Here is a 12276-nt window from a genome sequence, read left to right on the forward strand (position 1 = left end):
GGGTGGGAGGGTGTCGCCGACCCGCACCGACGTCGCGCCAGCCGACGTCGCCCGCACCCTCGCTGCCGCCGACGCGCTCCTCGCGGACGTCTGTGCTCGGCTGTCCGAGCAGTGGCGCGGCCGGTCGCCGGAGGCCGTGCCGGTCCTGCACGAGGACCTGCCGGAGGTGCTGCTCGCGTGGTTGTCCCCGCCGGGCGGCAAGCGCCTGCGCCCGGTGCTGTGCCACTGGGGATGGACGGCCGCGGGCGGCTCGACCACGACCCGCGACGACCTCGTCGCCACCTGCGCCGCGCTCGAGCTCGTCCACCTCTTCGCGCTCGTCCACGACGACGTCATGGACCGGTCGGACACCCGCCGGGGCCGGGTCGCCGTGCACGTCGAGGCGGCCAAGGCCCATGCCGGCGCCGGCGCGCTCGGCGACCCCGTCCTCTTCGGCGACAGCGTCGCCATCCTCTTCGGCGACCTGGCCCTGAGCGAGGCCTGGGCGCTCGTCGCGGGCGTCGGTGCCCGGGTCCGGCACGCCTGGGCCGACATGCTGCGCGAGCTCGTGCAGGGCCAGCTGCTCGACGTCACCGGTGCTGCGGGGCGCAGCCGCGACCTCGGACGCGCCCGGCTCGTGGCCCGACTCAAGTCGGGGGCCTACACGGTGCAGCGGCCGCTCGAGCTCGGCGCGCTCGCCGCCGGGGCGAGGCCCGAGGCCGTCGCCGCGCTGTCGACCTTCGGGGCCCACCTCGGCGAGGCGTTCGCCCTGCGCGACGACGTCCTCGGCGTCTGGGGTGACCCTCGCCGCACGGGCAAACCCGTCGGGGACGACCTCCTGTCGGCCAAGCCGACCGTCCTGCTCGCCGAGGCGACGCAGCTCCTGCCCGCCGACGTCGTCTCCCGTTACCTCGGCGACGCGGGCTCCATCACCCCCGACGACGTGCCCGTCGTCCAGCAGCTGATGCGCGAGGTGGGCGTGCTGGCCCGCGTCGAGGACCGCATCCGTGCCGAGGTGGAGCAGGCGTACGCCGCCCTCGACGACGCGTCGCTGGACGCGGTCGCGGCGGCCGGGCTGCGCGAGGTCGCAGCGTCGATCGCCTGGAGGGACTCGTGAGCGTCGTCGTCATCGGCGCCGGGCTCTCGGGGCTGTCCGCCGCCTGCCACCTCCTCGGGCGGGGCCACGAGGTCACCGTCGTCGAGCGCCACGACGCCCCGGGCGGACGCGGGCTCCGGCTCGTGCGCGACGGGTTCACGTTCGACACGGGCCCGACCGTGCTGACGATGCCGGGCCTCGTCGGCGACGCGCTCGCCGCGGCCGGCAGCTCGATCGAGGACGCCCTGCCGATGCGGCGCCTCGACCCCGCCTACCGTGCGTGCTTCGCCGACGGGAGCCGGATCCTCGTGCGCCACGGCGTCGAGGCGATGCGCGAGGAGATCGCCGCCATGTGCGGGCCGCGTGACGCGGCGGCCTTCGTCGACTTCGTCGCGTGGCTGCGGCGGCTCTACCGCGTCGAGATGCCGCACTTCATCGACGCCAACTTCGACTCGCCGCTCGACCTGCTCGCCTCGCCCCGCGCCGCGCTCGAGCTCGTCCGGCTCGGGGCCTTCCGCCGCCTCGGACCGGTCGTGCGCGAACGGTTCCGCGACGAGCGGCTGCACCGGCTCTTCTCCTTCCAGGCCCTGTACGCCGGGCTGTCGCCGGAGAGCGCCCTCGCCCTCTACGCGGTGATCACGTACATGGACACCGTCGAGGGCGTGTACTGGCCCCGGGGCGGCATGGACGCGGTGCCGGCAGCACTGGCGGACGCGGCGTCGCGCGCGGGGGCGGACCTGCGGTTCGGCGCCGCCGTGTCACGGCTCGTCCTCGACCGCCGTGGCGCGGTGGCGGGCGTCGAGCTCGAGTCCGGCGAGCGCATCACCGCCGACGCCGTCGTCTGCACCCTCGACCTGCCCACGGCGTACGAGCGGCTGCTCCCTGAGCTGCGGGCGCCGCGGGTCACCCGGACGGGGACGTACTCGCCGTCCGCCGTCGTCTGGCACGTGGGGGCGCTCGGGCAACCCGGCCCGGGCGTCGGGCACCACAACATCCACTTCGGGGCCGACTGGGACGGTGCGTTCCGGGCCCTGGTCGACGACGGTCGGCTCATGCCGGACCCCTCGCGCCTCGTCACCGTCCCGACCGTCACCGAGCCGGGCCTGGCACCCGAAGGCGACTCGGTGCTCTACGTCCTCGAGCCGGTGCCGAACCTCTCGGCGCCGATCGACTGGCGGCGCGAGCGGGGCCCGGCGCGTGAGCGCCTGCTGCGCTTCCTCGAGTCGGCCGGGTACCCGAGCGACGTCGTCACGGAGGAGCTCGTCACGCCGCTGGACTGGCAGCGCCTCGGGATGCACCTCGGCACGCCGTTCGCCCTGGCCCACACCTTCATGCAGACCGGGCCGTTCCGGCCCTCGAACGTCGAACGACGCGTGCCGGGCCTCGTGTTCGCCGGGTCGGGGACGGTTCCGGGCGTCGGCGTGCCGATGGTGCTCGTCAGCGGCAAGCTCGCGGCGCAGCGGGTCGACGCGTACCTGCCGCCGCGGCTCGGCGCACCGGGCGGCCGCCCCCGGCGAGCCAGCCGGGCCGGGGCAGCGCGATGACTGCGGCGTCGCGTCCCGCCGACGCGCTGCTCGTCGAGGGCTACCGCCGGTGCGCCCGCGTCACCCGCGAGCACGGCACGACCTACTACTGGGGCACGCTGCTGCTCCCGCCCGAACGGCGTCGTCACGTCCATGCCGTGTACACCCTGTGCCGGCTCGCCGACGACATCGTCGACGACCCGGGCGCCACCGACGGCGACCGGGTCGCCGCCACGACGACCCGGCTGGCCGAGTTCGCCGACCGGTTCCGCGCGGTCGTGCGCGGCGAGCCGACGGACGACCCCGTCCTCGCCGCGATCCGGCACAGCGTCCGCGTCTGCCGCATCGCGGACGAGTGCTTCGAGCGCTTCTTCGCCGCCATGGCCCAGGACCTCACCCGGTCGACGTACGAGACGTGGGAGGACCTGCTCGCCTACATGGACGGCTCGGCCGCCGTCATCGGCGAGATGATGCTGCCCGTGCTGCGGCCGCGCGACGTGGCGGCGCTGGCCCCCGCCCGGTCCCTCGGGCTGGCCTTCCAGCTGACGAACTTCCTGCGCGACGTCGGCGAGGACCTCGACCGCGGCCGCGTCTACGTGCCTCGGGAGGACCTGCGTCGCTTCGGCGCCGACCCGCACGAGCGCGCCGTGTCACCGGCGTGGCGCGAGCTGATGCGCTTCGAGATCGCCCGCAACCGCGAGCTCTACCGGCTGGCCGACGCCGGCATCCCGATGCTGCCGCCGTCCTCGGCACGGTGCGTCGCGGCGGCCCGCACCCTCTACGCGCGCATCCTCGACCGGATCGAAGCCCGCGACTACGACGTCTTCACGGGCCGCGCGCGGGTGCCCACGTGGCACAAGGCGGCCCTGTCGACGCGCATCCTCGTCCTCGGGCCCACCCTGGGCCCCACCCTCGGCCCGACCCGGCGATCGGCGGTCACCCCATGACGTTCCGCACCCTGCGCACCGGCCCCGACGCCACCCAGCCCTCGCCGCGTCGACCCGCCAACCCCCTGCGCGTGCTCCCGGAGGAGCCACGCGACCTCCTCGCCGGCACGTGGCGAAAGGCGCGCCCGTCGCGGATCCACCGCTCCATCCTCGACGCCCAGGGCCGCGACCCCGGGGGGTGGCACGTCGTCGGCGCGTCGGCCGACGTCGGGTCGACGCGGTCGCTGACCCGGACGGTCGCGGGCCGCGAGGTCGTGCTGTGGCGGTCCGCCGACGGGACGCTGCTCGCCGGGCCGGGTGCCTGTCCGCACCTCGGTGCCCTGCTCGACGACTGCGAGGTCATGCACGACCGCGTGTACTGCCGGTGGCACGGGCTCGCGCTCGGTCCCGGGGTGCGCCGGGACTGGCTCACCCTGCCGGCGCTCGACGACGGCGTGCTGCTGTGGGTCCGGCTGCGGACCGAGGGCGAGGAGGCCACCGACGCCCCGGCCCTGCCCGTGCGCCCTCCGGCGGCGCGGTCGTTCGCGACCGTCGTCGCGGTGCGCGGCGCGTGCGAGCCCGCCGACGTCGTCGCCAACCGCCTCGACCCCTGGCACGGCACGTGGTACCACCCGTACGCCTTCAGCCACCTCACCGTCGACGACGACGCGTCCGGCGACGACCGCCTCGTCGTCGACGTCGCCTTCCGCGTGACGCGCCGGCATGCGGTCCCGGTGCGCGCCGAGTTCACCTGTCCCGACGCCCGGTCCATCGTCATGACGATCGTGGAGGGAGAGGGCGCGGGCAGCGTCGTCGAGACCCATGCCACCCTCGTCGGACGTGACCGTTCGGGCGTGCCGACGACCGTCATGACCGAGGCGACGATCGCGCACTCGGACCGGCCGGGGTTCGCCGTGGCCCGGCGTGCGGCCGCCCTGCTGCGGCCGGCGGTCGCCGCGACGGCCCGCCGGCTGTGGGTCGACGACATGGCCTACGCCGAGCGCCGGTGGCTGCTGCGCGACCGCGGGGAGACCTACGGCTACTGACGCCTCGCCGCGAGGGCGCGGCGGAGCTGGTGGACGACGGGCTGTCCCAGCCCCCGCGTCGGCACCGACCAGAGGTCGTGCCCGGGCAGTCCGCGCGCCGCGAGCAGGGCGTTGGCGGCGAGCCACCCCGTCGTCGCCGCGCGTTCCATGAGGGCGACGGGCAGGTCGCAGCGGACGCCGTCACCCGCGAGCACGACCCTGGGGTCGGGGGTCAGGACGCCGGGACGGGCCGCCCACGGGTCGGTCCCCGCCAGCGGGCAGTCGTCGGCCAGCAGCCACTCCTCGTGCAGCGCCGCCGCGCCCGACAGCTCGGGGTGCAGCCGGTCCAGCTGGCGTCCCAGCTCGGCACGCAGGTCGCCCTCCTGCGTGCCGGGCGGCAAGGCGTAGGCGTGCAGCTCGATGACGCACCCTCCGGTCCGGCGCGCCCACGCGGACGCGCCGGCCTCCATGCGGTCGACGAACGTGACGTTGTCGAGGGGGCCGTAGCCGCTCGTGCCGAGGAACAGCGGACTGCCTTCTGCCGCAGGTCGATCCAGCCAGCGACGCCACACGGCGAACGCCGGGGCCGACCGCTGGCGGGACACGGCGTCACGCCAGGGGCCGTCGCCCAGCCACGCGGCACCGGCGACGAGACGCTGGAGCGCGGTCCGGTCGACCGCGAGCACGACGGCGTCCGCGACGAGCGACGGGCCGTCGTCGAGCTGGGCCCGGACGGCGCCGCCATCGTCGTCGAGCCGCGTCACCGAGGTGCCCGTACGCACGTCGACCCCGAGCCGCCGGAGGTAGCGGGCGAGCGGGCCCCACAGCGCGGTGTCGTAGTCGTCGTCGGGCACGTCGAAGAGCAGGCCCTCGGCCGAGCCGGTGAAGTACGTGTGGAACATCGCGACGAGCTCGCCGCCGGAGAAGTCCCGCGGGTCGGCGAAGAAGCTGCGGGCGAAGACCTCGAGGGCCAGGTGCCGGGCCTCGTCCGGGAAGCGCAGCTCGTCGAGCACGTCGGCGGCGCTGCGTCCGTCGAGCTCGGAGTACGTCTGCGGGAACCGGACGTCGAGCAGGCCCAGGGCCGCCCCGACGTCGACGCGTCGCAGGGCCGACAGCGGGAAGCTCGGGCTGCGCGCCACGAAGGCGGCGATCGACAACGGCGGCGTCCGGGGGATCCGGGCGAACGAGTCGGTCGGACCGTCGGCGAGGGTCAGCGGGTAGTCGGGCACGGGCACGAGCCGCTCGAGCCCCGGGTCGGCCCGCCGGAGCAGGCTGCGCAGGTTGTAGTACTGCCGGAAGAAGGCGTGGAACCCGCGGCTCATCGTCAGCGTGTCGCCGCCGGCCGCGTCACCGGCACCGGTGCCCACCGGCCACGAGCGCACCCGGCCCCCCAGCGTCGCCTCGCGCTCGACGAGCACAACCTCGACCCCGCGTTCGGCGAGCCCGGTGGCGGCGGCGAGGCCGGCGATCCCGCCACCGGCGACGAGGACCCGCCCCGGGCGGCCTTGCGGCGCCGGGGAGGCCGAGGCCGCACGGTGCAGCTCGGCGCGCCGGTCGAGGCCGGGCCGCCACGGGTGCCCGGGCCCCCACGGCTGCCCCAGCCCCCAGGGGCGCCATAGTCCCCACGTGCTCCGGGACCCCGGCCCCCACGTGCTGGGGGGCCCCGGGCCGCGCCGGGCGCGCGCCGTCATCGCCGGGGTCGCCGGCCGACGACGGTGTGCACCGTGCCGCGCTGCCAGCCGGGGACGGGGTGCGTCGCGACCTCCTCGAACCCCGCCCGACGCAGCCGCTCCTCGAGCTGTGCCGTGGAGTCCATGTCGAGGACGCTGCGCCAGAGGTAGCGGTAGATCGCCGTGTGCCGCGAGGTGAGCCAGCCGAGCGGCACGACGACGGCCCAGCAGACGGCGGTCCACACGAGCGTCGACACGGGCCGGCCGCGCACGGAGTAGTCGTGCACGACGAGGACCCCGCCGGGCCGCAGCACGTCGCGCACCGACCGCAGGAGGGCGTCACGGTCGGGCACGTTGCGCACGAGGTAGGCGGCGAGGACGCCGTCGAGGCCGCCCTCCTCACGCGCCGTCGTGAGCTCGGGCTGCGACGCGAGCTCCTCGGCCCGCCCCCGCGCGAACCGCACCCACCAGGGCCACCTCTTGGCCCGGGCGACCTCCAGCATCCCCTCGGACCCGTCGACGCCGAGGAGCGACGCCGGGGCCGACCCGAGCGCGTCGACGACCGCCCGCGTCGAGGCCCCCGACCCGCACCCGAGGTCGAGCAGCCGGAGGGGTCCGGCCGCCTCGGGGGACGATCCGGACCGGCCGCGTCCGTCGCGCGCGCCGCGGACGAGGTGCCCGGCGGACGAGCGCAGCTGGCGGTGGTAGCCGGGGCTGAGGCCGACCATGAGGTCGTACCGGTCCGCGACGGCGTCGAAGGCCTCGGGGACGTCGGGCCGGGTCACCGCTGCACCCACGGGTCCTCCTCCTCCTCCGCACGGGCGCGGGACCGCTTGGCCCGTTCCCACAGCACGATGGTGCCCGCGACGAGGGCGAACCCGAAGAGGTAGTCCTCGACGGGGACGTCCCAGGGCCAGCGCAGGCCGAGGTGCTGTCCCGGCGCGTAGAGCACGATGGGCGCGGACAGCTTGGTCAGCCAGCCGTCGACGAGCATCTGGAACGCGAAGACGATCGCCATGGCGAGCCAGAACTGCGCCCGCGCGAAGACCCGCGTGCCGGACCAGCGCTCGAGCGCGACGGTCGCGAGCACGGCGACGACGGCGAGGACGGTGTACTCAGGCATCGCGCGCCCGACGCACGCGGTGTCGCAGCACGGACAGCACCCACCCGACCGCCTCGTACGTCAGCAGCCCGCAGACCGGCACGACGACGAAGAAGACGAGCTCCTCGAGCGGCATCCCACCGGGCAGGTCGATGCCGGTGACGTAGGCCGGGTTGTAGCTCCAGTGGCCCCGGTGGATGCCGAGGAGGTCCCACGCCGAGAAGACGACGACGACCGGCACGAGGGCCATGACGAGCAGGACCGGCCGGCGGTACACCCGGGCGCGGAGGACGAACTCCAGCGGCAGGGTCACCGCGAGGCAGCCGGCCATGAGGAGGAGGTACTGGTAGCGGTCCAAGGGGCTCCGATCGACGCCGTGCCGTCACCGTACCCAGCGACCCTGCCGCGCCCATCGGTCGCACGAGGCTCGTGACACCTGTCATGGACGGTTCGTGACGACTGCCGCTGCGCGCGAGGGGTGCCGGGCACGACAGTGATGGCATGACATCAGCGATGTGGTCCCCGGGCGATGACCCGGACCCCGCAGCCATCGAGCTGCGCTCCCTCGTCAAGGTCTTCGCCCCACGCCGAGGCGCCGACTCCGAGGTCCGGGCCGTCGACGGCCTCGACCTGCGCATCGGACAGGGCGAGGTGGTCGCGTTCCTCGGCCCGAACGGTGCCGGCAAGACGACGACCCTCGACATGGTCCTGGGCCTCACCGAGCCGACGAGCGGCACCGTCGAGGTCTTCGGCCGCCGTCCCCGCGCGGCCGTCGTCTCGGGCCAGGTCTCGGCGGTGCTGCAGACCGGTGGCCTGCTGCGCGACCTCACGGTCCGCGAGACGGTCCGGATGATCGCCTCGACGTACGCGGCCCACGCGCCCGTCGAGGAGGTCATCGGGCGCGCCGGCCTGACGGCGCTCGCCGACCGGCGCGTCTCGAAGTGCTCCGGCGGCGAGCAGCAGCGGCTGCGTTTCGCCCTGGCGCTGCTGCCCGACCCGCGCCTGCTCGTCCTCGACGAGCCCACCGCCGGCATGGACGTCACGGCCCGCCGCGACTTCTGGGACACCATGCACGCCGACGCCGACGCCGGCCGCACCGTCGTCTTCGCGACGCACTACCTCGAGGAGGCCGACGCCTTCGCCGACCGGATCGTCCTCGTCGCCGGCGGACGGGTCGTCGCCGACGGCACGACCGCCGAGATCCGCGCTCGCGCCACCGGGCGCACGGTGTCCGCGGCGCTGCCGGCGTCGATGCTGGCCCCCTCGGTCGAGCGGCTGCGCGCCCTCGAGGGCGTCCGCTCGGTGGTCGAGCGCGGCAACCGGGTCGTCGTCTCGGCGGCCGACTCCGACGCCGTCGCCCGCGTGCTCCTCGTCGAGCTCGGTGCCGGCGACCTGGAGATCACCAGTGCCGGGCTCGAAGAGGCCTTCATGACCCTGACCGGGGGCACCGGACCGGAGACCGCCCCGCTCACCACGACCCCCACCGACCATCTGCAGGAGCTCGTCCGATGAACGCCACCTTCGTCCTGCTCGACCTCCGGCGCATCACGCGCAACTGGAGCTCGATGTTCTTCACGGCGGTCCTGCCCGCCTTCTTCTACCTCATCTTCGGGGCCACCGTCGACGCCAAGGGCGCCGACATCGGCAACGGCAACGTCGCGATGTACGTCATGATCACCATGGCCGCCTACGGCGCCGTCACCGCCACGACGAGCATCAGCGCCAACGCCGCCGTCGAGCGGGTCCAGGGCTGGGGGCGCCAGATCGGGCTGACGCCGCTGGCCGACTCCTCCTACATCGCCGGGAAGGCACTCGTCGCGATGTCGGTGGCGGCGATCCCGGTGGCTCTCACGTACCTCCTCGGGGCCGCCACCGGCGCCCACGGCTCCGCCACGGCCTGGCTGCTGAGTGCCCTCCTGACGCTCGTCGGCTCGGCGGTCTTCGCCGTCTACGGTCTCCTCATGGGTACCGCGTTCCAGTCCGAGGCGTCGGTCGGGGCGGCATCGGGCTCGATCGTCGTGCTCGCCTTCCTCGGCAACCTGTTCGTGCCGCTGTCGGGTGGACTCCTCGCCTTCGCCAAGCTCACGCCGCTCTACGGGTACGCGGCGCTGGCCCGCTACCCCCTGACCGAGGGCTGGCTGACCGACGGGTCGCGCGACCCGCTGTGGCTGCCGATCGCGAACGTCGTCGTGTGGACGCTGGTCCTCGGCGCCCTGGCGACGTGGTTCGTCCGGCGTGGCCGGGAGCGCCAGTGACCACCTCGCCCTCGCCGGACCACAACCCGTGGGAGCGGTGGGGCTGGGTCGTCCAGTCGGTGTGGCTCGTCTTCCTCCTCTTCCCCGTCTTCGCCATCGTCTCCGCGGACGGGCCGTGGTGGCAGCGCGTCGTGGGCCTCGTTCTCACCGTGGTCTTCGGCGCGCTCTACGCGACGGGCTCACGCCACCTCGACGTGCTCCGGAAGGCGTGCCGGCCGCAGTACGGCGTGGGGGCCCTGTACCTGGCCGGGCTCGTGGTCTGCACGCTCGGGACGCTGGCGATCATCGGCACCGACAGCCTCAGCTTCGTGCCGTTCGTCGTCTCGTTCGCGATGTTCGCGCTCCCGCTGCTGTGGTCGCTCGGCATCGCCGTCGTCGCCGTCGTGGGCTCGGTCCTCGTCGCGGTGCTCGTCGAGCCCGACGAGGGCGCCTGGGTCGTCGTCGCCATCGTGTTCGCCGTCAGCGCGATGACGGCCGGCATCCGGCTCATGAGCGACCGCGGCCGTGCCTACGAGGCGATGTCGCGCGAGCTGGCCCTCGTCGAGGAGCGCGAGCGCGTCGCCCGCGACGTGCACGACGTCCTCGGCCACTCGCTCACCGTCGTCACCGTCAAGGCCGAGCTCGCCGAGCGGCTCGTCGACCTCGACCCGGCCCGAGCCCGCGCCGAGCTCGCCGAGATCCAGGCGTTGAGTCGCCAGGCCCTCGCCGAGATCCGCGCCACCGTCGGTGGGCTCCGGGCGGCACGCCTCGACGCCGAGCTCGCCTCGGCCAGAGCTGCGCTCGCGGGCGCCGGTATCGAGGGCCACGTCCCTGCCGACCACGCCGTCGTCGACCCGCGCCACCGCGTCGTGCTCGCCTGGGTCCTGCGGGAGGCCACGACCAACGTCGTGCGCCACAGCGACGCCGACGAGTGCTGGGTCGAGCTCGACACCAACCGGCTCACCGTCCGCGACGACGGCCGCGGCCTCGAGGACCGGCCCGAGGGCAACGGCCTGCGCGGCATCCGTGAGAGGGTCGTGGCGGCCGGCGGCCGGCTGTCGCTGGCCACCGGACCGGAAGGACACGGGACCGTGCTGGAGGTGACGCTGTGAGCGACCCGATCAAGGTGCTGCTCGCCGACGACCAGGCCCTCGTCCGTGGGGCGCTCGCCGCCCTGCTCGCGCTCGAGACCGACCTCGAGGTCGTCGCCGAGGTCGGGCGCGGCGACGAGGTCGTCGACGCCGCACGCGCGTCGGGCGCGCAGGTGTGCCTCCTCGACATCGAGATGCCGGGCCGGGACGGCATCGCCGCGGCGGCCGCGGTGCGCGACGCGCTGCCCGGGGTCCGGACGCTCGTCGTCACGACGTTCGGACGGCCCGGCTACCTGCGACGTGCCCTCGAGGCCGGGGCCTCCGGCTTCGTCGTCAAGGACACGCCCGCGCGCCAGCTCGCCGAGGCGGTGCGACGCGTCCACGCAGGGCTGCGCGTCGTCGACCCGTCCCTCGCCACCGAGTCGCTCGTCGACGGCGCCAACCCGCTGACGGAACGCGAGCGCGAGGTCCTCACCGTCGCCCTGCGCGGCGGCACCGTCGCCTCGATCGCCGGGCTCGTCCACCTGTCGCCCGGCACGGTCCGCAACCACCTGTCCTCGGCCATCGGCAAGACCGGCACCTCGACGCGCGCCGAGGCCGCCCGCGTCGCGCAGGACCGCGGCTGGCTGTAGGAGTCTGGGAGCAACCTGCGGGCTCGATGTCCCTGAACTGGGAGAACGGCAAAGCGCAGTTCCGCTGCCTGGAAACAGTTGCCGAACAGGGCCAACGGGGGCATCGCACAACCTCCCGCGGGTGGCGGCGCGCCGGTAGCGTCGAACGGCGACCGGGCTCGCCGACCGGCTCGTCATCCGGCACAGCCTGTCGTCCAAGGAGACCCACGCATGTACAGACCCACCCGCCTGGCCGTCGCCGGCGGCGCGATGACCGCCCTCGCGGCGTCCGCGTTCGCCCTCGGCAGCGTCCCGGTCGCCGGTGCCACCGCCGCGGCGGCGACGCACGGCACCGGCACCTCGACGCCGATCAAGCACGTCGTCGTCATCTTCGGGGAGAACATCTCCTTCGACCACTACTTCGCGACCTACCCGCATGCCGCCAACCTGCCCGGCGAGACCCTCCAGGGCACCTCGACCCCCGCACCCGCCTTCACGGCCGCGCCGAACACCCCGCGCGACATCGCCACGCTCGCGCACGACGGCCTGCTCGCGCCGAACAACCCGAACGCCGACCAGCCCATGCGCCTCACCCCGGGCCAGGCCGTCACGTGCGACCAGGACCACACGTACCGGAACGAGCAGCGCGCCTACGACGGCGGAGCCATGGACAAGTTCGTCGAGTTCGTCAGCCGTGACGCCTGCAAGCCGGGACACTTCGCGTCCCCGGGCCTGACCATGGACTACTACGACGGCAACACCGTGACGGCCCTGTGGAACTACGCGCAGAAGTACGCGATGAGCGACAGCTCGTACAGCACCACCTTCGGACCCAGCTCACCCGGCGCCATCAACCTCGTGTCGGGGCAGACCCACGGGGTGCGCGAGTACACGGCTGCGAGCGACCCGGCCCACCCCACGCCGGTCCTGCCCACCTCGAGCGACTACACGGTCCGCTTCCCCGACGCGAACGGCGTCGGCACGATGATCAACGACCCCGACCCCGTCTACGACGACTG

Annotated in this window: 13 protein-coding genes; 9 read left to right on the forward strand and 4 right to left on the reverse strand. The window is 74.6% G+C overall.

The genetic code is table 11. From position 1 onward, the window contains the following. Positions 1 to 10 precede the first annotated feature (10 nt). The 4 genes from ACR9ZK_RS08620 to ACR9ZK_RS08635 are packed head-to-tail and all read left to right on the forward strand — an operon-like array spanning position 11 to position 4570. On the forward strand, positions 11 to 1096 hold the full coding sequence (locus ACR9ZK_RS08620) for a polyprenyl synthetase family protein (RefSeq protein WP_481341482.1): 1086 nt from the start codon (positions 11 to 13) through the stop codon (positions 1094 to 1096). Beyond that, positions 1093 to 2619 carry a phytoene desaturase family protein gene (gene crtI / locus ACR9ZK_RS08625; RefSeq protein WP_481341483.1) on the forward strand — a complete coding sequence of 509 codons (1527 nt, stop codon included), beginning with the start codon at positions 1093 to 1095 and terminating at the stop codon, positions 2617 to 2619. Before ACR9ZK_RS08620 ends, crtI begins: the two co-directional genes overlap by 4 nt. Next, entirely contained in the window at positions 2616 to 3545 is a 930-nt protein-coding gene (locus tag ACR9ZK_RS08630) for a phytoene/squalene synthase family protein (protein WP_481341484.1), read from the forward strand. The genes crtI and ACR9ZK_RS08630 overlap by 4 nt, the downstream gene beginning before the upstream one ends. Next, complete coding sequence (locus tag ACR9ZK_RS08635; RefSeq protein WP_481341485.1) at positions 3542 to 4570, forward strand: Rieske (2Fe-2S) protein; 1029 nt, start codon at positions 3542 to 3544, stop codon at positions 4568 to 4570. The genes ACR9ZK_RS08630 and ACR9ZK_RS08635 overlap by 4 nt, the downstream gene beginning before the upstream one ends. On the opposite strand, the gene ACR9ZK_RS08640 is transcribed toward ACR9ZK_RS08635, so the two are convergent. Genes ACR9ZK_RS08640 through ACR9ZK_RS08655 form a run of 4 tightly spaced genes read right to left on the reverse strand, consistent with a single transcriptional unit; the run spans position 4564 to position 7679 of the window. Next, positions 4564 to 6240 carry an FAD-dependent oxidoreductase gene (locus ACR9ZK_RS08640; RefSeq protein WP_481341486.1) on the reverse strand — a complete coding sequence of 559 codons (1677 nt, stop codon included), beginning with the start codon at positions 6238 to 6240 and terminating at the stop codon, positions 4564 to 4566. The two genes, ACR9ZK_RS08635 and ACR9ZK_RS08640, sit on opposite strands and share 7 nt — an antisense overlap. Then, positions 6237 to 7016, reverse strand: a complete 780-nt coding sequence (locus ACR9ZK_RS08645; RefSeq protein ID WP_481341487.1) for a class I SAM-dependent methyltransferase — start codon at positions 7014 to 7016, stop codon at positions 6237 to 6239. Before ACR9ZK_RS08645 ends, ACR9ZK_RS08640 begins: the two co-directional genes overlap by 4 nt. Next, on the reverse strand, positions 7001 to 7342 hold the full coding sequence (locus ACR9ZK_RS08650) for a lycopene cyclase domain-containing protein (protein WP_481341488.1): 342 nt from the start codon (positions 7340 to 7342) through the stop codon (positions 7001 to 7003). The genes ACR9ZK_RS08645 and ACR9ZK_RS08650 overlap by 16 nt, the downstream gene beginning before the upstream one ends. After that, positions 7335 to 7679 (reverse strand): lycopene cyclase domain-containing protein, encoded by a 345-nt coding sequence (locus tag ACR9ZK_RS08655; RefSeq protein WP_481341489.1) that lies wholly within the window; start codon positions 7677 to 7679, stop codon positions 7335 to 7337. Before ACR9ZK_RS08655 ends, ACR9ZK_RS08650 begins: the two co-directional genes overlap by 8 nt. A 143-nt stretch (positions 7680 to 7822) precedes the next feature. Here ACR9ZK_RS08655 and ACR9ZK_RS08660 point away from each other — a divergent pair, with 143 nt between their 5' ends. The 5 genes from ACR9ZK_RS08660 to ACR9ZK_RS08680 all read left to right on the forward strand — a co-directional run. Further along, positions 7823 to 8833, forward strand: a complete 1011-nt coding sequence (locus ACR9ZK_RS08660) for an ABC transporter ATP-binding protein (protein WP_481341490.1) — start codon at positions 7823 to 7825, stop codon at positions 8831 to 8833. Beyond that, complete coding sequence (locus tag ACR9ZK_RS08665) at positions 8830 to 9576, forward strand: ABC transporter permease (RefSeq protein WP_481341491.1); 747 nt, start codon at positions 8830 to 8832, stop codon at positions 9574 to 9576. The genes ACR9ZK_RS08660 and ACR9ZK_RS08665 overlap by 4 nt, the downstream gene beginning before the upstream one ends. Further along, positions 9573 to 10667 carry a sensor histidine kinase gene (locus ACR9ZK_RS08670; RefSeq protein ID WP_481341492.1) on the forward strand — a complete coding sequence of 365 codons (1095 nt, stop codon included), beginning with the start codon at positions 9573 to 9575 and terminating at the stop codon, positions 10665 to 10667. The genes ACR9ZK_RS08665 and ACR9ZK_RS08670 overlap by 4 nt, the downstream gene beginning before the upstream one ends. Then, a complete protein-coding gene (locus ACR9ZK_RS08675; protein ID WP_481341493.1) occupies positions 10664 to 11278 on the forward strand; it encodes a response regulator transcription factor in 615 nt (204 codons plus the stop codon). The genes ACR9ZK_RS08670 and ACR9ZK_RS08675 overlap by 4 nt, the downstream gene beginning before the upstream one ends. A gap of 210 nt (positions 11279 to 11488) precedes the next feature. After that, the coding region (locus ACR9ZK_RS08680) for an alkaline phosphatase family protein (protein WP_481341494.1) at positions 11489 to 12276 on the forward strand (788 nt) is incomplete at its 3' end.

This window comes from Monashia sp. HAY1-5C, assembly GCF_056755255.1.